The 23,331-nt window shown below is 34.2% G+C and carries 16 protein-coding genes and 3 pseudogenes; 5 read left to right on the top strand and 14 right to left on the bottom strand.

Going from position 1 to position 23,331, the window contains the following annotated elements:
• Positions 1-188 precede the first annotated feature (188 nt).
• The 4 genes from JFU20_RS29375 to JFU20_RS29360 form a co-directional block, all read right to left on the bottom strand.
• Positions 189-1,619 (bottom strand): PQQ-dependent sugar dehydrogenase, encoded by a 1,431-nt coding sequence (locus JFU20_RS29375; protein WP_201039260.1) that lies wholly within the window; start codon positions 1,617-1,619, stop codon positions 189-191.
• Positions 1,620-1,710: 91 nt separating this feature from the next.
• Positions 1,711-3,429 carry an alpha-keto acid decarboxylase family protein gene (locus JFU20_RS29370; protein WP_201039259.1) on the bottom strand — a complete coding sequence of 573 codons (1,719 nt, stop codon included), beginning with the start codon at positions 3,427-3,429 and terminating at the stop codon, positions 1,711-1,713.
• 379 nt (positions 3,430-3,808) lie between these two features.
• Positions 3,809-5,683, bottom strand: coding sequence for an ABC transporter ATP-binding protein (locus tag JFU20_RS29365; RefSeq protein ID WP_002165711.1), 1,875 nt, complete (start codon positions 5,681-5,683; stop codon positions 3,809-3,811).
• Complete coding sequence (locus tag JFU20_RS29360; RefSeq protein ID WP_002013271.1) at positions 5,680-7,926, bottom strand: ABC transporter ATP-binding protein; 2,247 nt, start codon at positions 7,924-7,926, stop codon at positions 5,680-5,682. Before JFU20_RS29360 ends, JFU20_RS29365 begins: the two co-directional genes overlap by 4 nt.
• Positions 7,927-8,367: 441 nt before the next feature.
• On the opposite strand from JFU20_RS29360, the gene pssA reads away from it, so the two are divergent.
• Positions 8,368-8,859: a CDP-diacylglycerol--serine O-phosphatidyltransferase gene (gene pssA / locus JFU20_RS29355; protein WP_002136532.1), complete on the top strand. Its 492-nt coding sequence runs from the start codon at positions 8,368-8,370 to the stop codon at positions 8,857-8,859.
• Positions 8,860-9,029: 170 nt separating this feature from the next.
• On the opposite strand, the gene JFU20_RS29350 is transcribed toward pssA, so the two are convergent.
• Both JFU20_RS29350 and JFU20_RS29345 read right to left on the bottom strand, forming a co-directional pair.
• Positions 9,030-10,145 carry an NAD(P)/FAD-dependent oxidoreductase gene (locus JFU20_RS29350; protein ID WP_201039258.1) on the bottom strand — a complete coding sequence of 372 codons (1,116 nt, stop codon included), beginning with the start codon at positions 10,143-10,145 and terminating at the stop codon, positions 9,030-9,032.
• Between the two features lie 126 nt (positions 10,146-10,271).
• Positions 10,272-10,925 (bottom strand): YdeI/OmpD-associated family protein, encoded by a 654-nt coding sequence (locus JFU20_RS29345; RefSeq protein WP_002085348.1) that lies wholly within the window; start codon positions 10,923-10,925, stop codon positions 10,272-10,274.
• 143 nt (positions 10,926-11,068) lie between these two features.
• Between JFU20_RS29345 and JFU20_RS29340 the strand changes: the two genes are divergently transcribed.
• Entirely contained in the window at positions 11,069-11,251 is a 183-nt protein-coding gene (locus JFU20_RS29340) for a hypothetical protein (RefSeq protein ID WP_002013279.1), read from the top strand.
• Positions 11,252-11,270: 19 nt separating this feature from the next.
• On the opposite strand, the gene JFU20_RS29335 is transcribed toward JFU20_RS29340, so the two are convergent.
• The 3 genes from JFU20_RS29335 to JFU20_RS29325 form a co-directional block, all read right to left on the bottom strand.
• Positions 11,271-12,038 (bottom strand): arylamine N-acetyltransferase family protein, encoded by a 768-nt coding sequence (locus JFU20_RS29335; RefSeq protein ID WP_002013280.1) that lies wholly within the window; start codon positions 12,036-12,038, stop codon positions 11,271-11,273.
• A 183-nt stretch (positions 12,039-12,221) separates the two neighbouring features.
• Complete coding sequence (locus JFU20_RS29330; protein ID WP_002013281.1) at positions 12,222-12,590, bottom strand: DUF4180 domain-containing protein; 369 nt, start codon at positions 12,588-12,590, stop codon at positions 12,222-12,224.
• 171 nt (positions 12,591-12,761) lie between these two features.
• Complete coding sequence (locus JFU20_RS29325) at positions 12,762-13,439, bottom strand: HAD family hydrolase (RefSeq protein WP_002013282.1); 678 nt, start codon at positions 13,437-13,439, stop codon at positions 12,762-12,764.
• Between the two features lie 418 nt (positions 13,440-13,857).
• On the opposite strand from JFU20_RS29325, the gene JFU20_RS29320 reads away from it, so the two are divergent.
• Positions 13,858-14,523 carry a response regulator transcription factor gene (locus tag JFU20_RS29320; protein WP_000800741.1) on the top strand — a complete coding sequence of 222 codons (666 nt, stop codon included), beginning with the start codon at positions 13,858-13,860 and terminating at the stop codon, positions 14,521-14,523.
• Positions 14,516-15,982 (top strand): annotated as a pseudogene (locus JFU20_RS29315) (sensor histidine kinase); the annotation flags it as partial. The gene JFU20_RS29320 and the pseudogene JFU20_RS29315, both read left to right, overlap by 8 nt.
• 62 nt (positions 15,983-16,044) lie before the next feature.
• Here JFU20_RS29315 and JFU20_RS29310 read toward each other — a convergent pair.
• The gene (locus tag JFU20_RS29310) at positions 16,045-17,337 is read right to left on the bottom strand and encodes a hypothetical protein (RefSeq protein ID WP_002165714.1); all 1,293 of its coding nucleotides are present in this window, start codon (positions 17,335-17,337) and stop codon (positions 16,045-16,047) included.
• Between the two features lie 469 nt (positions 17,338-17,806).
• Here JFU20_RS29310 and bla point away from each other — a divergent pair, with 469 nt between their 5' ends.
• On the top strand, positions 17,807-18,742 hold the full coding sequence (gene bla, locus JFU20_RS29305; protein WP_201039257.1) for a class A beta-lactamase: 936 nt from the start codon (positions 17,807-17,809) through the stop codon (positions 18,740-18,742).
• Between the two features lie 239 nt (positions 18,743-18,981).
• Here bla and gerXC read toward each other — a convergent pair.
• The 4 genes and pseudogenes from gerXC to JFU20_RS29285 form a co-directional block, all read right to left on the bottom strand.
• Positions 18,982-20,140, bottom strand: a pseudogene (gene gerXC, locus JFU20_RS29300) (spore germination protein GerXC).
• Positions 20,127-21,605, bottom strand: coding sequence for a spore germination protein GerXA (gene gerXA, locus JFU20_RS29295; protein ID WP_002165717.1), 1,479 nt, complete (start codon positions 21,603-21,605; stop codon positions 20,127-20,129). Before gerXA ends, gerXC begins: the two are co-directional and overlap by 14 nt.
• 56 nt (positions 21,606-21,661) lie before the next feature.
• On the bottom strand, positions 21,662-22,741 hold the full coding sequence (gene gerXB, locus JFU20_RS29290; protein ID WP_002165718.1) for a spore germination protein GerXB: 1,080 nt from the start codon (positions 22,739-22,741) through the stop codon (positions 21,662-21,664).
• Positions 22,742-23,183: 442 nt separating this feature from the next.
• Positions 23,184-23,331 (bottom strand): annotated as a pseudogene (locus JFU20_RS29285) (ABC transporter ATP-binding protein); the annotation flags it as partial.

Below are 23,331 nucleotides of genomic sequence, written 5' to 3'. Positions count from 1 at the left end.
CCTAAAGAGACTTAATTCACCACTTTCTATTTTTATTCAAATACTTATTGGTTATGTTTTACTTTCTGCTTGTTAGGAATCACTATACAATAGATGTTTATCCATAGAAGGTTTTTTAAGAGGCGCTAAGTCGTGCGTTTGAAAAAGTATGAATTCCATATATTTTTAGACTAAGAGTTTATACCGTATCATGGAACAATTTCAAAAATAGTACCTTTGTTAAATTCAGTTACTTTCATAGAACCATAAACTCCTAAATATAATCTAGTTTGATCTAAGTTTGTTCCTAAACTAACATAATAAGCTGCTTGAGTCCCAAAATCATAAGTGGTTTCAATAACATGAAAATCATTACGTTTCCCGTCTAGAGCTGCTCTAGTAAAAGCTAATACTCCCTTTACTGGAGATTGAAATTCTTCTTTCTTAGCAAGATCAGTAAACACGATACTACCAGTTAAACTAGGAATTGTAGTTCCCATATATGGTTGTACTCCTGTAAGTGAGGTTCCTCCAAACTTATCTGCTCTGGAATCTTTATGAAAATAACTAATTAGGGGCTGTATGCGCCTCACTGATGTTTCTATTGTTTCATTATAATAAGCCATTGTTCTCTCATCCAAAGTAGGGTTCTCAGAACAGCGCCTTATAAAAGAAGTAGGAAATTCTCCTTCCCATCCTCGCCAACCAAAATTAATAAATCCATCTTGATTGGGAGTGGATCTCATTAAATGCGTTTGAACAAGTTCGGTAACCGGTATGGGTTTATAATGAACAAACGAAAAAATAGACTCTACAATATCCTGCCCGACATTTCCAGCATATTTGATATACTGATTATAAAACCTTTGAAATGAAATACCTGTTATATTCCGAACTCCTTTCGCAATTACTGTAAGTGTTTCTTGTATAGATAAAGGAAACTCATTAAAGCGTGTAACTACTGGAGGGTTATTTATGAATGTATTTTTACTTACATCAATTTCAATTATTTTACCCGCTATTTCTAAATCATCCTGGCTTAAATTAAATGGATCATAACCCGATCCACCATCTCCATTTGTAAAAACAAGTTTTCCGCTCTCAGGTGAAAAGTTTAAACTATTGACTCCGTTATGATTAAAAAAGGGCCTTCTTATGTTAAGTAATGTCCGTCGTTTTTGAGGTTGACTATGTGATTGTAAAATCCATTCCTCAACCGTATCAATATGATCATATTGAGTATCTCTATTTACCCACTTTAAGTTTAAAGTTTTCGGATCACACGGATTAGGTTTAAAAGGTTCAGAAAGGGCACCCGGACCTTGAGTGCCAGCTACTGAATAATGAAGGTAAAATAAACCGTTTTGATAAAATTGTGGATGAAACGCTAGTCCTAGCAATCCGCGTTCATCATAACCGCTACTAGAGACACCTTCTTCAAACGTGCCTAATTTGATAATTCGCGGGCGAATATCTAAAAAAGTCCTTATAACTCCGTCTCCTATGTAAAAGATTTCTCCTACCTGGGTTGCAATAAATAACCTTTCAATTGAGTCACCTGGTAGTATAGTTGTTTTCAAAACAGTAGGTAAATTGAACTTACTTGCAATGGGTCGTAAACTAACCTTAACTTTTGTCAACTTACTTTACACCCCTTTAATTGCGTTTTATTAAAAGAATATGATTAGAACTGTTCAATTAGTATCCAATTAGGGACTAGAGAATTGGATATTATTTCTGGCTGCGCTGCATTTCCTGCTTCTCCATATAACTGCGCATCCGTCGCATATATTCAGGTGCGTCCATTGGATTACCTGCGATCATTTCAATTATACAGAGTCTTTCGGCGCTTTCCTTTTCAGCATGGATTATAGCCTGATCAAGCTCTCCATAGGTCCGGACCGTAACGGTAAACGCGTTACCTCCAAAAGCTTCGGCCAGCTTGGTGTAAGACCATCGAGGGATTTGGTTGTACTTTTGATCTTCTGTTTTGACATTTAAATATCTCTCGATTGTATAACCATCGTTGTTCAAAACAAAGATTATAGGCTTGCAGCCGTAATAGAGCATAGAACTGATTTCCTGTACCGTTAGCTGCAGGGCACCGTCACCTGTAAACACCAATACTCGGCGTTCCGGCGCGGCCATAATAGCACCAAACGCCGAAGGGATTGCGTAACCGATGGACTGCCATCCACCTTGTCCAATATATGTTACATTGCCCGGCAGTCTTATCTCTCCCATTCCGTAATAAAGCGTTCCGGTCTCGGCGATTACAATATCCTCCTCTTTCAGCATGCGCTGAAAACGTGGATAATAGCCGTCCGCCATTAGAGGTCCGTCGGCAATAGTTGTGAATTGCTCATAAGGGAATGACAATTTTTTTGTCAAACCTTTGCCCTTATAATTCACCTTCTGAACGGCAAGTAGCATGTCGGCTGCAAGAACATTCGGATATTCCGCCTCAGCGATTTTAACTATATCCGGTTGAATATTGACAGTTATCAGCGGATTCAGCTTTGCGGTAAAACTTGCGGTGTTTGTGTCCGCCCATACCATGCCAATCGCAATGATACAATCTGCATTCTCTACCGTACTTTGGACTTCAGTCCTCCCGAAAGAGCCTTGATACATTCCGATATAATTTGGATGGTTCTCGTCGAATCCTCCCTTCCCGTACATCATCGTTACAACAGGCACATTCATTGCATCGGCTAGCTGCCGAGTCGCTGTCTGAAGGCCGAATCGCATCGTTTTCACATCCACCAAGATAACTGGTAGGTGGGAACGTTCCAAAAGCGGACGGACATGATTCACTGCAGCCTGAAGGGTATTCGGATTGGATGTTGGACGTGGTGGTACCGGTTCTGCCCAGACTTTAATCGGCTTGGTCACTAAATCATTAGCCACAACCAGGTATACCGGCTTTTTCTTTTCATTAGCAATGCGAATCGCAGTCTGAATTTCGATCTTGGCATTTTCCGGTGTAAGAACCGCGGTATATGCCGTAATCTGCTCATACACCTTGCGAAAAACGTCAAAATTCCCATCCATTAAGGTGTGATGCATAAGCTTATGCTCTTTTTGATCCTTCTCAGGAGGCGCACCCACAATGTGTATAATTGGCACATGCTCGCTGTTGGCTCCCGCTATCGCATTGCATGCACTGAGCTCCCCGACCCCAAATGTCGTAATAAGAGCCGATATTCCTTTGATTCTTGCATAGCCATCTGCAGCGTAGCCCGAGTTTAGTTCATTTCGTCCTTCTATAAAACGGATGCCGTTATAACACTCCAAAGTATCAAGAAGTGTAAAATTATAGTCCCCTGCCACACCAAAAATTTCGGTAATGCCCTCGAGTTTCAGGCAATCGAACAAATACTGACCAACCGTTTTTTGAGCAGGTCCCCTTTGTAAACCAAAGTTGCCCGAATTAATCATTTTATCCATCGCTTGCTCACTCCTTATCTATTTCTTTGGCTTGTTCTATTTTATAGTACCCTTTTTGATAATTCCCTTTAATTAAACCGGTTATCCGTTGTACAACAATTAATCGGGAAGAAATGCTCCTTATCTTTGGAGATATTCATAAAACAAGAGAAGGAGGAGAAATACTAAAACATTACAAGAATGTATTAATTAATCTTCTAATGTTCTTTTTAAATTGTTTCCCTTTAAAACATCCCATTTATCATGCTCCTCACTCTGTTTTGCAAAAGTCTAGCCTACTTTTTAAAATTTTGTAACAGAACCTTAAAAATAATAAAAACCCACGAAGAAAATGCATTTTCTTCGTGGGTTTAGTTATTTAAATGGACTTTCACCTAACTCAAGAAGCATCCGCACCTTCAAACTGACTATTATAAAGCGAAGCATAGAAACCATCAGCTTTCAATAACTCTTCATGATTACCTTGTTCTACAATATCTCCGTCTTTCATGACAAGGATTAAATCTGCATCACGTATTGTTGATAATCTATGAGCGATAATGAAACTTGTTCTACCTTCCATAAGGTTTTCCATCGCTTTTTGAATCAGTACTTCTGTACGAGTGTCAATGGAGCTTGTTGCTTCATCGAGTATTAATATTTTCGGATCCGCTATAAGGGCACGTGCAATTGTTAGTAGTTGCTTTTGTCCTTGGGATACGTTACTTGCTTCTTCGTTTAGTTCCATTTGATATTTATTTGGTAATGTTTTTACGAAGTTGTGAACGTGAGCTGCTTTCGCTGCTTCAATTACTTCTTCGTCTGTAGCATCGAGTCTACCGTAACGTATATTTTCCATGATGGAGCCGTTAAATAGCCAAGTGTCTTGAAGTACCATACCAAACATGTTGCGCAGGTCTTCTCGCGTGAAGTCTTTTATATCGTGACCGTCGATACATATTGCACCGCTGTTTATGTCATAGAAACGCATTAACAGTTTTACAATCGTTGTTTTACCAGCTCCGGTTGGTCCGACGATTGCTACCTTTTGTCCAGGTTTAATGTTAGATGAGAAATTATTGATGATGATCTTATCTGGATTGTATCCAAATTGAACATCTTGGAAGGTAACTTCTCCTTGAACTTTTTGCAGCTTCACTGGATTTTCTGCTTCTGGCACTTCCTCTTCTTCTTCTAAAAATTCGAAGACTCTTTCTGCAGCAGCTGCAGTAGATTGAAGTACGTTCGCGATTTGTGCTACTTGAGCGATTGGTTGCGTAAAGCTTCTAACATATTGCACAAAGGCTAAAATGTCTCCAACTGCGATGGTTCTCTTTACCGCAAGCCACCCACCTAAAATAGATACAGCGACGTAACCGATATTACCGATAAATGTCATAATCGGCATCATCATTCCAGATAAAAATTGAGATTTCCATGCGGAATGGTAAAGGGTATCATTTACCTTTTCGAATTTTTTTACTTCTTCTTCTTCTTTGTTGAAGGCTTTTACGATATTGTGACCACTATAAATTTCTTCGACCTGACCGTTTACGTGTCCTAAATATTCTTGCTGGGATTTGAAGTATTTTTGTGATCGTTTTACGACTGCCATGATGAGAATCATCGATACTGGCAATATTAAAAGCGCCACTAATGTCATTTGCCAGCTGATTGATAACATCATGATAAGTACACCGATGATTGTAATAACGGATGTGATGATTTGCGACATACTTTGGTTTAAAGTTTGGCTCACCGTATCTACGTCATTTGTAATTCTCGATAATACTTCGCCGTGCGTTGTTTTATCAAAGTATTTCAGCGGCATACGGTTAATTTTTTCATCGATTTCTTTTCTGAAGTTATAAGATACTTTTTGAGCTACTCCAGAAATAATGTACCCCTGGATAATACCAAACACAGTGCTCAGTATATATAATCCAAGGAGTAAAATGACAATGTTTCCGATATAGGTAAAGTCAATGGCCGCACCGGGTGCTCCTGATACTTTGCTTACGAGTCCTTCGAAAAGTTTTGTTGTCGCGTTTCCTAAAATTTTTGGACCAACGATTGTAAAGGCTGCACTGCCGATTGCGAAAAGGATAACGATTAAGATTGATAATTTATAGGGCTTCAAGTATTGAAGGAGTTTATTCATCGTTCCTTTGAAGTTTTTTGCTTTCTCAATCTTTCTCATGCCGCCGCCCATAGGACCGCCACCGCCAGGACCAGGGCCGCTTTGTTTTCTATTTTCTATTTTTCTATCACTCATGATGACAACTCCTCTCTTGAAAGTTGTGATAAAGCAATTTGCTTATAAACTTCACAGTTTTCCATAAGCTCTTCATGAGTACCAGTTCCAATTATTTTTCCTTCGTCAAGTACAATAATCTTATCGGCATTCATGATTGTACTGATTCTTTGGGCAATAAGTAAAATAGTACTTCCTGTAATCTCATTGTTTAAAGCTCTGCGCAATGCTGCGTCTGTCTTAAAGTCAAGAGCTGAGAAACTATCATCGAATATGAAGATTTCCGATTTTTTCGTAAGAGCACGCGCAATAGAAAGTCTTTGTTTTTGACCACCGGAAACGTTCGTACCACCTTGTGATATTTCTGTGCGGAAGCTTTCAGGTTTCGCGTTAATAAACTCCATAGCTTGCGCGATTTCCGCCGCTTTTTCGAGTTCTTCTTCAGTTGCTTCTTTTTTACCATATTTCAAATTACTCTCGATTGTACCTGAGAAGAGAACTCCTTTTTGCGGTACATAACCAATTTTCTCTCTTAATTCCTTCTGAGATACTTCTCTAATATCCGTGCCATCTATTAATATTTGGCCGCTTGTGACATCGTAAAAGCGTGGAATTAAGTTGATTAATGTTGATTTACCACTACCTGTACTTCCGATGAAAGCTGTCGTTTCACCAGGTTTTGCAGTAAAGGTGATATTGGAAAGCACATCTTCTTCTGCACCTGGGTATCTAAAGCCAACATTTTTAAATTCAACGTAACCTTTCTTGTCTGAAGCAAATGTTTTCGGCTCTTTTACATCACTAATGGTAATGTCAGTATCTAAAACTTCTGCGATACGTTGTGCGGAAACTGAAGCACGTGGAACCATAATAGATACCATTGAAATCATTAAGAAGGCCATGATGATTTGCATTGTATATTGCATAAATGCCATCAAATCACCAACTTGCATATGTCCCATATCCACTTGGTGTGATCCAACCCAAATAATAAGTACAGTAACGGCATTCATGATAAACATCATCATTGGCATCATAAATGACATTAAACGACTTACAAATAAATTTGTTTTTGTTAAATCTTGATTTCCTTTTTCAAATTTCTTTTCTTCATGTTTTTGAGTATTAAAAGCACGAATAACGAGCATACCGGTTAAAGATTCACGAGTGATTAAGTTAATTTTATCTACTAACTTTTGGATACGCTTAAACTTAGGAATCGCGATGCTAAATAAACCAATGACTAGGCTTAAAATCGCAATTACCGCAACTGCGATAATCCATCCCATTGAAAGGTCTGTAGTAAGTACTTTAATAATGCCGCCGATACCTAAAATTGGTGCATAGAATACAATGCGAAGCATCATAACCATAAGTGTTTGAACTTGTTGGATATCATTTGTACTTCTTGTGATTAGAGATGCAGTGGAAAACTTATCAAACTCCGCATTCGAGAAGTTGGTAACTTTCCGGAATACTTTCTTTCTAAGGTCTCTGCCGAGTCCTGCAGCTACTTTTGCAGCAAGTAAACTCACGATAACGGTAGCTGCCATACTTACTAAGGATAAAAGTAGCATTTTCCCGCCGGAAGTAAGGATGAAATTGGATTGAAGCTTATCTATATTGATACCGATCTTTTTATACTCATTCTCAATGAATGAAACGGCTGATTGCGTTACCATGCTGCCTGGCATATTCTTAAACTTTTCATCTGCCTTTTCTTTCATTGCATTGATTTGATCTTGAGGAAGTTTCGCAATGATTGCAAAAGGATCTGAATTTGGCGGAAGTTTCGCTGGTGTGTTGTTGTCACCTGTCGCAGCAGGAGAGAAAGCAGATGAGCCACCTTTTTCAATTCCTTGTGTAATTAACATTGGTTTCCCAAAGATATCGTTAAGTTCGTTAATTATTTTTTTATCTTCTGTATGTAACTTATAAAGTGGCTCTTTATCAAGCTGCGGATAATCTTTTAAGTCATTTTTTAGTTCACTTTGAGAGAGGTTGTTCTTATCTAAAAGCACATAGTTGTCAGCAACTTTTTTCTTCTCATTTTCATTCATAAAGAGCGTAAGTTTATCCATTTCACTTTTACGAATAACCTCAGGTACTGCATTTTCTACACCTTTTTGTTGAATCCCTACATTGACAATGTTAGACATGTAGTCTGGCAGTGATAAATCGCATACTGCCTGTACAGTTAAAAGACATACAACTGCAATGATGGAAGCAATAAATGGTTTTAAATGTTTGATGATCTTTAACATTTAGTTCATCTCTCCATTTTCTTTGTCTAATTTTTTTAGTTTTTACTCCGCTTCTCTCCTTTATTCTTCGTATTCTCAGTAATTCATTCTAGCAGCTCTTTACGTATTTTCGACTACAGATTAATTTTATGACTATATGAAGATATAATGCACCGAAAATAATCAAACATATTTTATAAAAAGTGATTCTATAAAATATGTTTAAAGCCTATTTTGATAACTCTTTTTTCAAAAACGGTTTTTTTATATTAGGTAAATTAGCAGTAATAGACTTATCTTTGATCAAACATGTTTATAAACCAACATAACGTACAGGAAATCGACTTTTCTCTTTTCGAAATTTACTTAGCATACAGTGGTCATATATTTTCAAGAATAACGGAAGAATATATAGAAAATGCTACATAAACGTGAAATTTGATCAACTTAGGGGGGACAACCTTGTTCAATCACATAGTAAAAGCTGTACCCAATTTATTTACGATTGGAAATTTATTGTGCGGTGTTTTTTCAATTACCATGAATATGAGTGACTATTTGGAAGTAGCCTCCATTTTCATTTTCTTTTCAGCTGTTTTAGATCTCCTTGATGGAAGAATTGCGAGAAAATTAAAAGTGAACAGTGAGTTTGGTGTACAATTGGATTCCTTAGCTGATATTGTTAGTTTCGGAGTTGCGCCTGCACTTCTATTTCATTCGATAGCAACACCATCTATTTTAACTTCTTTGGCATTTATCCTTTTCCCAACGATGGGTGCTTTAAGATTAGCTAAATTTAGTGTAAAACCAACCATCGGATATTTTAAGGGATTACCTATTCCAGCTGCTGGATTACCATTGGCCGGTATGGGATTGTTTTCATATAGCAATGCATGGATTACATTAATCCTCGCTCTCTTAATGGTAAGTCCAATTAGGTTTAAAAAACTTTAATTAGGATCCCGTATATCGCTTTATTTTGTGGGTTATCTATTTTCTTAGCTTGATAACGATGTGGTGGTACCCCTTGTTTAAAAGAACTCCTACCTCCCAAAATACTTAGTTACGCCCAAATAACATAACAAAAAGATTAGGAAATCACTCCTAATCTTTTTTGTTTATTACTATTCCATTGCCCCAGCAACATCATAATCATTTAAATCTAATTCAATCGGTTGTCCTAACGCAAGTTTCGCAAGTTCTGATCCTAAGTATGGACCTGCTGTTAATCCTGAAGCACCTAATCCGTTTGCAATGAGTATGCCTTCAAAATTAGGGAGTGGGCCAATAACAGGTAAGAATCCTGGCGTAAACGGCCTGAAGCCAACTCTAGTTTCAAGCATTGTACCATCTTCTAAACCAGGCGCTACTGTTAACGCTTTATGGAATACTTCATGTAAACCACCAGCTGTTACACGGTGATCGAAACCAGTATCATTCTCATGCGTTGCACCAATTACGACATGGCCATTGTCAAATGTCAAAATATATTGATCGTTCGGCGGCATAACAACTGGCATATTTTCTGTTGCTGTATTTTCCATTTGCAAATGAACAATTTGTCCTTTTTGGAATGTAACTAAGAAATTAATTCCTAACGGATTCAAGATTTCATTCGCCCATGCGCCTGCAGTTACAATTACCTTTTCTGCTAAAATTATTTCATCGTTTACTGTAACTCCAGTAATACGATTACCTTCACGGACTAATACTGCATCTCCTTTTATAAAAGTAGCACCAAATTTTTTCGCAGCACTTATTAATGCGTTACGTAATGATCTTCCATTTACTCGTGCAGCGCCACTAATATGAACAGAACTGTATTCTTCTGATAATGCTGGGAATAATTTTTTCGTTTCTTCAGCTGATAAGCGAGTGATTTCACCGATCTCTGGTGCATCTTCACGTCGTTTATAAGCTCGTTCTTCCATTTGATCTAGTTTTTTCTCGTCAGTATGTAAACTAATTGCACCTACACGGTTGTAACCTGTATCCGTTTCACCGTCTTCTTCTAATTGTTGGATTAACGAAGAATAGTAACGTGCACCGCCCTTAACGATTTTATACCACGCTTTATTACGACGCTGTGAAAGCCAAGGACAGACAATACCTGCTGCTGCATCAGTTGCTTGACCTAATTGTTGGCGATCAACGATAGTAACATTCGCACCTGCTTTTGCAAGATGATAAGCAGTAGACGCTCCTAAAATTCCAGATCCAACTACAATATACGATTTCATTTCAAACACCTTTTCTCTTTTGCTAATTATTTAAATATAAGAACATACTTTAGTATACTGAAAGGAATCCTTTTTTCAATGTGCTCAACGTAATTAATTGTTGCATCATTGTGACGTTCCTAATCATTATTTTTTCTTCTTACGGAATAATTCAATTGTTTTATAGCCTTGTGAAAGGATTTCAATCATTTTCTCAAGACGTTTATCGCGTGTTTTTTCTTGTTTCACAGAAAATAAATTACGTGCCCAATCTTTTTGATAACCAGGAGTTAAACTTTGATAAAACTTAAGTTCAGCTGGATGATTAGCCAATAATGCTTCAACATCTTGAATACGGTCTGCATAATCAGCAACACATTGACTCGCTGCAGGTGTTTTCTTCGCTTTTTTCTTTTCACGTTTTAAACCTACAACTGTAAAGACATCATCCATACTTACCATTCGCGCAAATTTAATTTCGCTTTCCCCAACATATCCATCATCTCCAACGTTTAATGCCGGAAACATCTCATCACGGTGAATAAACGTACTGTAACGAGCATTACCTTTTTTCGGATATGCGAAAAACACGTAACCTTTTTCAATTAGTAATTCTTCATTACTAATAATAAAATTCGTTTGTTTCACCATTTCATCAAGTGTTTCAACAAAAATAAAAATAGCATCATGTTCTTTTGAAAATGAGGTTTCTTTACCTGTGAAAATGTCATAATCACTTGGTTCGTTAATTACGACCATATTTGTATACTTATTTAGTTTCAATTTATCAATAACTGACATTATAATCTTCCTTTGCATCCAATATTCATTTTATATACTTCTTTATACTGTTCTAGTGTATTATATCTATTAAGAAAATTAAACTTGAAATCGTATCATTCTGTTTCAATAGACCATAATTTTTTACTATAAGGAGTGGTTTTATACCGTATGTAATCCGAGATGAAGGGCTAGTTTTGCAAGGAGATAATGGAAAAGAGCCAGTCTTTCATACATATGAAGAAGCTGAGGAAACGTTAAAAACGTTAACTATACCGCAGTTTCCGAAACATATTAGACGAAAACCATTTAAACCAAAAATAATAAAAATAGCCGATTCTGAATAAGAACCGGCTATTTTTATATTCACAACTCAATAGCAAATAAAGTATATAAAAGCTCTTTATATTGATTTTCTGTAATTTCACGCTTCGTTTTTTCTCCATAAATAATTTCAGTTAAACTAGTATTCGTTAATGAGACATGGCCAAAGTTCGTCAATTTTACTGCAATGGGTCCTTTATTGAAAATAGATTTCTCATCTTCTATCACTCTTCTTTGAACATCGTTTACTACTGTCTCATCAATAATATGTTTATAAAAAGCATGACAAACTTTCCATTCTCCATCAACATCTATTCTTTCTAGAACATAGTTTCCTTTACTCGTATCTTTTTGTCTTACTCGATACGAACCGTTTTTAGAAGAAACAAGTTCGCCAGTAAACGGTACTGGCACAAGAGGTACTAATGAAGCAATACCTACATCAATTAAGTACCTTACGTTTTCGTAATTTAAAATAATTGTTATATGCCCATCTTCAAGTGCCCAAGCGTTTATATCATTTTTATATACGGTACCTAGTGCGAGTTGTACATCATAACCACTATCTTTTAAAAAATAGTAAAAAAGAGTATTTAATTCATAACAAAGCCCACCTCGAGAACTAGTTAAAATTTTCTCTTGTAAGTTTTTCATAGAAATTGTATTCGCATTACTTGCTATTACATCTAAATTCTCAAACGGGATTGTGTGGGCAAATGCAAAGAGTATTGTACTTAATTCTTCAAATTTTATTTCAGTACGTTTTTCAAGGTTTAATCTTGTAAAGAGTTGATCTTGTAACTTTGTCATATTCAGCACCCCTTAATAAGTTAAAATAATATATGCTGATTGTAAATTTGAAGGGATATTGTAACAATGTACATTTGCAGTTACTGTACCGGTACAAAATTTAAATTTGAAAAACATTTTTATATAAAAATACAAATAAGAGGCACCATCACAGATGCCTCTTTCGAATTACATTTTATATCTTTATTTCAATGAGCTTAATTTTTCAATTGCTTGTTGCTCAGTTGCTAAGAAAAAAATATCCTTACCTTTATTACATTCATAAATGAAATCTTTTAGGCTTTTACTAGTGTACATAGAAAAATCCCCGATAATAGCAATTTTTACGCTGTAATTAATAAAATTTTGAAGAATATCACCCGCAAGACGTGTTTTTAAGTCAAAGAAACTTTCACTTATTAATGATTTATTGATAGCAATCCGCTTTGAATCCGCTTCATATTGAACTGTTGCCATGAGATCTAATGCAGATTGAACGTCGGATATTAATACTGTATCGTTTCTGACGACGGCAATATTTATTCCGCCAATTACTACTTTCTTTATTTCCATAGTCTCACCCCTCTATAATTTATAAAGTATATATTAAACATGCTGTGTAGATCTTCATTAACACACATAAATGATTTGCCCCTGGCTCAATAACCTCTATTTCATCGTAAATAAATATTGTTTTAAAACTTCTCATACGGTCAATGAAATTAAGGGTAATCTATCTTTTTACTATTTTTGAAAATTTATCTCTCCACAATAACTTAATAAATTATCAAAAGAAGTAATCTCGGCATATGGTTTAGTGTCGGTATTATTCTTAATCATATTAGGATTGAACCATATGCCCTTTATATTTGCATTTTGACAACCAGCAATATCCTTTTCTAAGTCATCTCCAACAAATAGTACATCTTCTGATTGTACATTTAGCTTATTTAATGCTAATTCAAATATGAGTTTGTCAGGTTTACTAAATCCCGCTTCTTCAGAAATAATGATTGTATCAAAATAACGATTCAAATTCGTGTTAATTATTTTTTCTTTTTGCCTCTGAGTTGAGCCATTTGTTATAATTCCAACTTTAATATGTGACTTTATAGTATTTATGATATTAATAGTTTTTTGGTTTATAGAAAAACATTTCGGGAAATTATTATTCCAAAAGTCTTGAATGCAATTGCGTGGTAATCTATATTTCGGTGGGAATTCATCAAAAAACGATTCCAAAACCTTTACTTTATCACTATGACCATAGCTTTTTTTATCATATCCCTTGAATTTCTGTAACATTTCGTTTTTTACTGCATGTTGTTCAACATCCCCATAAAACTCCTCTAAAATAAAGGAAAACAGTTTATCTACTGCCTTATCCCTATCAAGTAACGTATCATCTAAATCAAATAGCATTGCTTTATAACCCCTCAAATAATTTCACAACCTTTCTCGCATTATATAAATAATCCCTAGTTCATACCTTTAAACTTTTGGTTTCCCCAGAGAATTGTTATTTAGGCGATTAACGATTAAACAGAGAACTAGATAAAAAACTCCAAAGTTTGTGGCACGCGCTCTAGTATTTCGGTAGCTTCTCTTATATTGAAATTCATTTCCTTTTCCCCTTCTGGTAAAGAAGCAAAAGTATATTTTCATACAGTTTTAAGAAATCACATGCAGTTTACATTATTATACATTAGTTTTACTTAAATATTAATCGTTCATTTTATTGAACGTGGAGCTAACACAATAATCGTCTTGTGAAATCTCCTAATTTATCTCCACATAAACTCCAGATAGTAAGGCTATAATGACTACCAGAGGTGATATTATGAAAAACTATCATATTCTCGTGGTAGAAGACGATCAAGAAATTCAGGAATTAATTAAACAATTTTTAATGACACAACAGTATACAGTTGTAGTTGCATCAGATGGATTAGAGGGTATGACACAATTTAATAAGCAATCCTTTGATTTAATTCTTCTAGATGTAATGATGCCCAATCTTAATGGATTTGAAGTATCCAAGATGATTCGAAGTCAGTCAAACGTACCAATTATTATGCTAACTGCATTGGAAGAAGAGGAAGATCAAATGAAAGGGTTCGATCTTGGAATCGATGATTATATAACAAAACCCTTTTCGTTTCATGTTTTGATTAGACGAGTCGAAGCTGTACTTAGAAGAAGTTATGATAAAAATGTAAATAATCATTTGGTATTTAAAGAAGTGCGTATCGATGTTGATGCATATAGAGTATATGTAAATGACGTTGAAATTTTATTAACGACAAAAGAGTTTGAAATTCTACAACTACTATTTCAAAATGAGAGAAAAGTACTCACCAGAGAAAATATCGTAGAAAAAGTTTGGGGGTACGATTATTTTGGAGAAACACGAATAATTGATACACATATTAAAAACCTACGTAAAAAGTTAGCTATCCCTTATATTAAAACAATAAAGGGTATTGGTTATAAAATTGATGAATAATATTGTGAAAATCATGAAGATGAAGCAAATTACTTATAAACTCTTTATGACTACCTCTCTCATTTTGTTATCCTTTGCAGTATTGATTTATTTAACTTTATACTTCTTTCTCCCTACGTTTTATGAACAATACAAAACAGATCAACTTCAAACAGGGATAAAAGAAATCATTGATAAGTCTAAAGATCTTACGTTTCAAGATGCGATACCACTTTTTGATGAATATGCCAAAAAAAATAATGCGATGCTTTATCTTCAAAATAATGAGGGAATAATTAAATACTCTCCTTCATTTTCTTTTACTCAAAATGGTTCGCAAACAACAGTAGTTACTAGAGCGACACGGTTCGAGAATGCAGGTACCCTTAGCAATTCATATAACGTTACGCAACCAATTCAATTCCAAGATGGTAGTTTAACGCTTATAGTCTTTGCTACATTTCAACCAATTGATGAAGCTTCACAGGTTTTAGTACGCTTTCTCCCCTATATTAGTATCATTGTACTCGTAATTGGTGTAGGGAGTGCTTATTTCTATTCCAGGTTTATTACAAAACCACTTATTTATATTAATGAAGGTGCACAAAAGATGGCAAATTTAGATTTCTCCGAAAAAATTGAGGTTCGCTCTACAGATGAGTTAGGAGAACTATCTAATAGTTTGAATGACATGTCTATTAACTTACAACAAGCTATGTTTGATTTAAAAAAAGCAAATCAACAATTAAAAAATGATATTGAAAAAGAACGAGAAATAGAAACAAAACGCAGAGAGTTTTTTGCGATTGTAGCACATGAATTAAAGACCCCTCTTACTGTAATGAAAGGATACTTAGAAGGGATGATATACAATATTGGCCCTTATCAAAATCGTGATCAATATTTAAAGAAAAATCATCAAATTATTGAAAGTATGGAACAATTAGTTCGTGAAATTTTAAGCATGTCGAAATTAGAACAACACACCTTTAAACTAAAAGTAGAAGAAGTTAATCTTTCGAAGTTAATAGATACAATCACAAAAGATCTCGAATTTTTTGCTTCTCAAAAAAGCATCCGAATAATAAAAGAAATTGATTCTGACCTTTCTGTTTATACAGATTGTGCTCTTTTAGAAAAAGCATGTAAAAATATTATCCATAATGCAGTTATGTATTCACCACATAATGAAAAAATCTATATAAAGTTAAGTGAGGATTCTAAACAAGGTCAAATCAAAATGCAAATTATGAATACAGGTGTCAATATTAAAGAAGAGGATATACAACAAATTTTCAAACCATTTTATCGAATTGAAAAATCAAGGAATCGAAATACTGGAGGAAGTGGTTTGGGGTTATATATTGTTAAACAAATTCTTGAAACGTTAGATATAAAGTATTCTATAAAGAATATGGAACGTAGTGTACAATTTAGCATGAACATTCCATTATCTAAACAAAAAACAAACAAACTCCCTCTTAGTAGGACGAGTTTGTTTGTTTTTTGTAGTTTTAGTTTTGATATTTTTCGAGTTACTTTTTAAGCAATATTGGGATTAGCTTTTTTACCAATCCACATACCTAAGCCCACCATGCCAAGCCAACAGCAAATTGCTAACATAAACATCAATCGTTGTACGGATAACCCTTCAATCTGCATTTGACCCTTCCCAACAATTGTTTGGAAAAGTTGCGACCATTCGACATCGTAAAACACCCCTACTCCCACAATCACAATCAATATAAAAAATTGTAAAAATATATTCCCCATATTTCTCCATGTTGTGTAAATGAGTAAAGAAAGCTCTCTATGTGTAGCATTCACCATATATACTTTCATATTATTTTGAGAAGAAATACTATTAATGGCATAGCTCCCAAATGTAACGCTAAGGACTATAAATATTGGAGAATAAAACCCGAATATCATGATTAAAGTACTTACTAAAAACAAATGGATTGGATTAACTTTCTTAGCAGCTTTGATATCTAAAAATATGGACATCAAAATCCCTAATAGGTATGGTCCAACTACAATAAAAATACAGGTTAACATGTTATAGAAAGTAAAACTATAAAAAATACCCATCAAAAATAAATATCCATTTCCTAATCCAAGTAAAAATGATTCTGCCTTTAAGCGAATTGGTAAAGAAGATGAAAGTTTATGAAAGAACTTTCCTTTCAACAAACTCAAAAACATGAAACAAATAAGCGCTATAGAAAGTAGAAAAAAATAAAAAATATATTGTTCATTATTTATGTTACGACTTGTTCGAATCAAAAGAATAAGCATTGAGACAAAAAGAAACTTTCCTACAACCGATACGATGGAGATAGGTAAAAGCCCTTTGGCTAACTCTGTTCTCGGCATTTTTTTTATAGCAAAAAGGATACTGATTAAACAAATCCCATATATGCATGTTATCAGCGGCGGCGATAAAAAACTAATCGCTAACAATACGATGATCAGTAAAAGAAAAACGATACCAATAATAATCGCTTGTTGATTTTTATTATAAATCTTTCCCCCGCCTTCAACATGTAAAAACAATAAAGTACTCGTCATGGTAGAAATTGTACTAACTGCAAAACCAGAAAATAACGCACTTATTTCTAGCCATCTTGAACTCCATCCAAAGAAAGTAACACTAAGTAATGATACTATCAGAATAGAAACAGTCCAATATAAGGAGCGGTGAATCCCAGCCTTATTCACAATAGGTATCCAGATAAACACACCCGTCATATAAGTTGTATAAAACAAGATTGATGGCCAGTATCCCTCAAAGCCTTTCGAAATCTGTAATCCATAAATAATGTAAATAAGCATGGGTGTAAAGATAGTTGTTATTAGTAGACTAAATGTAGTTATACTTTGCACCACAAGTCTTTTTTGTTTTGTCGTATGTATTGTATAACACCTCACTTAAAATGAAATCAGTAGTTGTTATTACTTATTCTGTCCGGAACGAGGTTGTTATATATGCGCAAATCCAATTGAAATTCCCATTACGAGGTAAACTCAATCTAAATCCACATTAAATTAAGTGGCGTGCAAAAAAGGTGGATTTTGTGATTCTTATAAATAAAATTAATGGATATATTCAAAACCTTAATCATAAATGGAACAAATGTGTTACTTAGATTGTCTATTACGTATAAAAAGGTACTTTTGGTAGTTCTCTCATTTTGTAATGCAAGAAATACAAGAGGAGTGCTATCCTGTGCATTTGTTAATTGTATAGGTATGTAAAATACCTATACAAAATCCATATATTCTTGAAAGAGGTTGAAAATTTATGATAGTTTCAAAGAAGTTTTTTCACATTGCACATTATAAAAAGATGCTCCCTGTAGTATTACTTTCATGTGTAACGCTTATAGGCTGTTCCAATAGTAATATTCAATCCGAATCCCCTAAACAAACCACACAAGAACATATAAGTAATCAATCTTTTGTTAAGCTTGAAAAAGATTATGATGCTAAGCTTGGTATTTATGCATTGGACACAGGTACGAATCAAATCGTTACTTATCGTTCAGATGAACGGTTTGCATACGCATCTACCCACAAAACCCTTGCTGTGGGAGCACTGTTACAAAAGAAATCAATAGAAGATTTAGATCAAAGAATTAAGTATACTAGCAAAGATCTTGTGAATTACAATCCAATTACTGAAAAATATGTAGATACAGGTATGACTCTGAAAGAGCTTGCGGATGCTTCCATTCGATATAGCGATAATACTGCACAAAATCTTATTCTTAAACAATTAGGTGGGCCAAGTGAATTCAAAAAATCACTGAGAGAAATAGGAGATACTGTCACAAATCCTGAACGTTTTGAACCAGAATTAAACGAAGTGCAGCCAGGAGACACTCGTGATACTAGTACCCCAAAGGCATTAGCTACTAGTCTTCAAGCATACGCGCTAGGCGATATACTTTCAGTTGAGAAACGGAACTTTTTAATAGATTTGATGAAAAAAAATACAACGGGGGACAACTTAATTCGTGCTGGAGTTCCAGGAGAATGGGAAGTAGCCGATAAGACTGGCTCTGGCTCTTATGGAACAAGGAATGATATTGCAATCATTTGGCCACCAAATAAAAAGCCAATTATGCTTGCGATACTTTCTAATCATGCGAAAGAAGATGCGAAATACGATGATAAACTTATTGCAGATGCAACTAAAATAGTGTTAGATGCTTTAAAAGTAACGAATAAATCATAGTAATGAATTTAAGCTGCTCCTACTTTACGGCACATATAGTTTTAAATACTTGTACTTATCTAAACGCTAAGAAATGTAAGCGTGTTTTCAGGCAAAGAAGGAGGCAAAAGCCTCCCTCTTCTCCTAATCGAACTCTCATCCCATTCCTAAAGAAGACGACGCCACATCGTAGTGGTCTTTCAAGTTCGAATCTCCTATTTAGAGTTAATATTTTACGTTTCCTTTCATCTTCGACTATTCTAATGCTCAATCATATTACGCATATTTTTAGATTTTCCATCTGTAGCTATATTAATCGAGACATTTAAATCTAATTCTTTATTTTGAAGGGATATCCCCCCTCTTTTTTATACTGTTTCCATAATTTAGAATTCTGCCGATATAAGGAATGTGATAACTGATACGTGTCAATCCCTCTTTCGATTCCTTTTCGGTACGTTTTTTTATTTCTTTTTCAACTTGGGCCTCTGCAATTTTTTTAATATCATTTACAGGCATAGAATTTATTAATTGAAAAATATCAGCATCGAAATGGATGTTCATAAGCATGCGTAATTTTCCATTTTTAATAAAATGCTTTGTATCTATCTTTGGATTTTTTAATACTATATGTCCAATGATTTTCTTGTTAAATTTTAATAGTAATGGAGCTCGTTTGGTATTTTCATCCGTCCATCGAACCCCAGCAATATCATGGCTGTTTAAATGATTTATATAGGATTTATCGTTTATAAAACCATAACCACTAAATTTTAACATTGGAAATGATGTATGTCCTTTTTTCCAATATGTTTTAGTCGTAGATAAGAATGGAATGCGAGTTGTCATCCCAGGTTCATAATAATTTCTTTGGAATTTATATAAAGGTAAAGGATCTATTATTGTATATTGCTTGGTTATCTCTTTTGGTAAATTAATGATTGTATATAATTGAGAAATATTTAATATATTATTGTTCGCTAATATATTTTCTAAAGGCTCCTTAGTTCCAAATATCCACATAGTATCTCGAAATTGAAAAAAACGAGAAAAAAAATCATTAAATTGATTTAAGTCACCATGTTTTAGAAATCTCTCTGTTACAACAATTGTTTTGAGATGCTCCCATGAGATTTCTTGTTGAGCACCCTTATAAAAATCAAATGCTGCCTCATCTAAAATGGGGCCTTTTCCCTTTCCGATATAGGCCTGGCTATAATTACGGGTAGTGCTCCCTTCTTGTTTAGCTATGTTAGAAAAATTAATAAATTGCGGACGGATGATATAGTTATTATCTTTAAAATCGATACCTAGACTATTTATATACAAAACGTGATGCAACTCTCTTTGATCCCAGCACCCTGTTAGAAACGTACACATCATAAAAAGAAATATAACTATTCTTTTATTTTTCTTCATCGGTACTCTCTCTTTTCCTTGTATTATCTTGCGTATGCAATTCTTTAGGTCTTTTTTTCATATACGTGAAAGGAAGTCTAAATGTGGCTGCTAGCATACTTTTAAACACAGGGGGTGAATATGGTGTAAAGAATGGAACTCCAAAAGAGCGTAAATTTACTACATGTATCACCATCACAAGGACACAAAAGATAAATCCTACTATGCCTAATAAAGAAGATACTAAGAATACTACATACCGCAATATACTTATTATTCCTGTTACTGACTGATTAGTTAAAGCAAATGTCGAAACAACCGAGATTGCTATTATAATGACCATAGATGCTGAAACAATTCCTGCACTAATAGCAGCTTGTCCAATAATTAATCCCCCTACAACAGATAATGTTTGACCAAATACGGCAGGAACACGCAATCCTGCTTGTCTCAAAATTTCAAATAAGGTCATCATAATTAGCCCTTCTAAAGGAGCTGGAAAAGGAATCCCTTCTCTTGATAAGCTTAATGTAGCTAGCAACGTATAGGGAATCTGATCTGGATGATATGTAATTAGTGCTATCCAAATTCCTGGAAGAAATATAGAAATTGCTATCCCCAAAAGACTTACAAGTCGTACAAAGCTACCGAATATGTAGAAAAGATCTTGATCTTCAGATGTATTCACAAAAAAAGGAAATGTAACTGGTGCAATTGTCGCTGTTGGTGACCCTTCAACTAGTAAAATAAAACGCCCATATAGCAAACAATTCACAGCATAATCAGGGCGCCCTGTATATTCAATTAAAGGAAATACACTAAATTGATTGTTTGTGATTAACTCTTCAATTTGTGCACTTGAAACAACCCCGTCTATTTTAATTTGTCTTAATTTTAATCGAACTTGATTAATGATATCTTGGGATGCGACATCTTTTAAATACAGGAGTGCTACTTTAGTTTGTGTTCTTTCTCCAATAATGAATTCTTCATAACTAAGAGAACTCGTTTTTAGTCTTTTTCTAATTAATCCTATATTTGTGTTTAACTCTTCAACAAATCCATCACGTCCACCACGAATGGTCATCTCTGTATTTGTTTGTTCAACCGATCTGGTAGGTATTTGGGCAATATCAACTATATATCCATGTTTAGATTCTTCAAAAATAATAAGGAGGTTACCTTCAAATATAATCTGAGAGATAGTTTCATTCGAATTTACCATATCTAATTTCTTTACTGATAACTGGGGAATTAATGTTGAGAGGTTAAACTCTTCTGTCGAATTACTTGAAAGCTCTTTGCAAACATGGGATGATGTGGCTTGTTTTAATTTTGTATTGTCAATTAAGTTTTGACAATACATAAACAATACTGAATTCCTTTTTTCTTTCTCATCCAATTCACGCTTTATTACTTTTACATCGTTGCATCCTTCAAACCACTCTAGTATTATCTTCTCATTTATTTCTACTCGTTTGTTCATCTACGTTGTCTCCTTCAAACTCAGCAACCTTATATAAAATACATCCCCATACTCTTTTAAGAGCTTTTCTTAAATTTAGCAACCCATACAAACACTATTAGTAAGATAGAAAACAAAAATAGCCCTAAAGCTGAAACTGGTAAAATAATTTGAGATACAAACCAATAGAAACTAGAGTCACTGATGGGTAGTATACTTATTAATAAAATACATGAAAGTATTGCAAACATAATCCCATTTCTCGTTTTCTGATTTGTAATTGATAACAAATCTGGTATAAGAAAAACAACAAGTGATAGACGAATAAATATCCCTACAAGCCACTGATACACGGAGAGAAAGTCTAAATTTTCAATGTACCTTCCTATTGACACAAGTCTCCATTCTTCAAATGCTGGATATCGTTGGTTTGCTGCTACGAAAGGTCCAAATTCTATAATAGCTGCCATAACTGGACCTATTGTGATACCGATAATAACCATTCCCAAAGCGATCAGTTGATATAATTTGACTTTTGAACAAATGTGATGCTGTAAGAAAAGAATAAAAATTAACTCTAAAAATCCTGCTGCAGGATAAACCATTCCCTTAAATACTGGCTTCATTCCATTTTCCATCATTGGCTGAAGTAAAGAATAATCTTTATGCGGAACATTTGCAAACATTACAAAAAAACCAAGTAGAAATACAATAGGTAACAAAACACCTGTTGTAAGTGCAATAGATTGAATTCCTCTTGTAGCATTATAGAGACAAATCATTGAAAAAAGTATTCCTAATACAAAGTGAGGTGTTTCTGGTAAATAAAAAGAGAAAAAAGTTAATGTTTCTTTTAGTGCAACGACACCAATTGTTATTAAATAAAGTACAACTATGAATATGATTGGATATACACTGAATTTCCCAAAATTATTTTTCAACCACAAAAACAAATGTTCATTTTTTATGTTTATATATATGATGAATATTAATGAAATCCAAATCAAGTATATAATGCTTACTAATATGATAGAGATCCACGAATCTCTACCCGAGGTATCTAATAACATAGGAATCATAATGACATGATTAATTATCCCTATACTACCAATGAGTATCATAGAAACTTGAAATAAAGTAATTGTTTGCTTAGTCATACATACCACCATATTTTGTAATGAAGAAATATTACATAGTATAACTGATACATTGCATCTTTATTCCAAATGGCTAGTGCTTAGAGCCACGGACAATTAAACGCTCTTATTTATAAAATCTATCACATGAGATGTAAGCTAGTTCCTTTTTACAGATAAATAATTAAACGGGACAGTATTTAGATTATACATCTAGATACTGTCCCGTTTTTTATATGCAATTCTTCAATGATATAGTAAACCGATCATAACAAAAAGAACCTGTAGAATATTCTACAAGTTCTTTTTCAAATATTGTTGAAAAAGGAACAACAAACAATCTTAACATTCAATACAAGGAGACCATTTTGATTATGGCTTGGTTTTATTGTATATCAAATATTAATATTTGAAGAAATAAATTTCCGATAATTATGTGAATTAAAAAGCTAGAGTGTTTATATTAGATTTCGTTTACTACCAACTTCTTCTTACTTAAATAGACTGCACGGTCTGATTTTTTAGCAACTTCCTGTGAGTGCGTCACAACAATAATACATTTATTTTCTTTATGTGCAAGTTCTTGAAACAGTTCTATTATATCCATTGCC

The sequence above is a fragment of the Bacillus sp. TH30 genome (genome assembly GCF_016650875.1).
GTDB lineage: Bacteria > Bacillota > Bacilli > Bacillales > Bacillaceae_G > Bacillus_A > Bacillus_A mycoides.
This window is presented reverse-complemented; position numbering and strand designations above follow the sequence as displayed.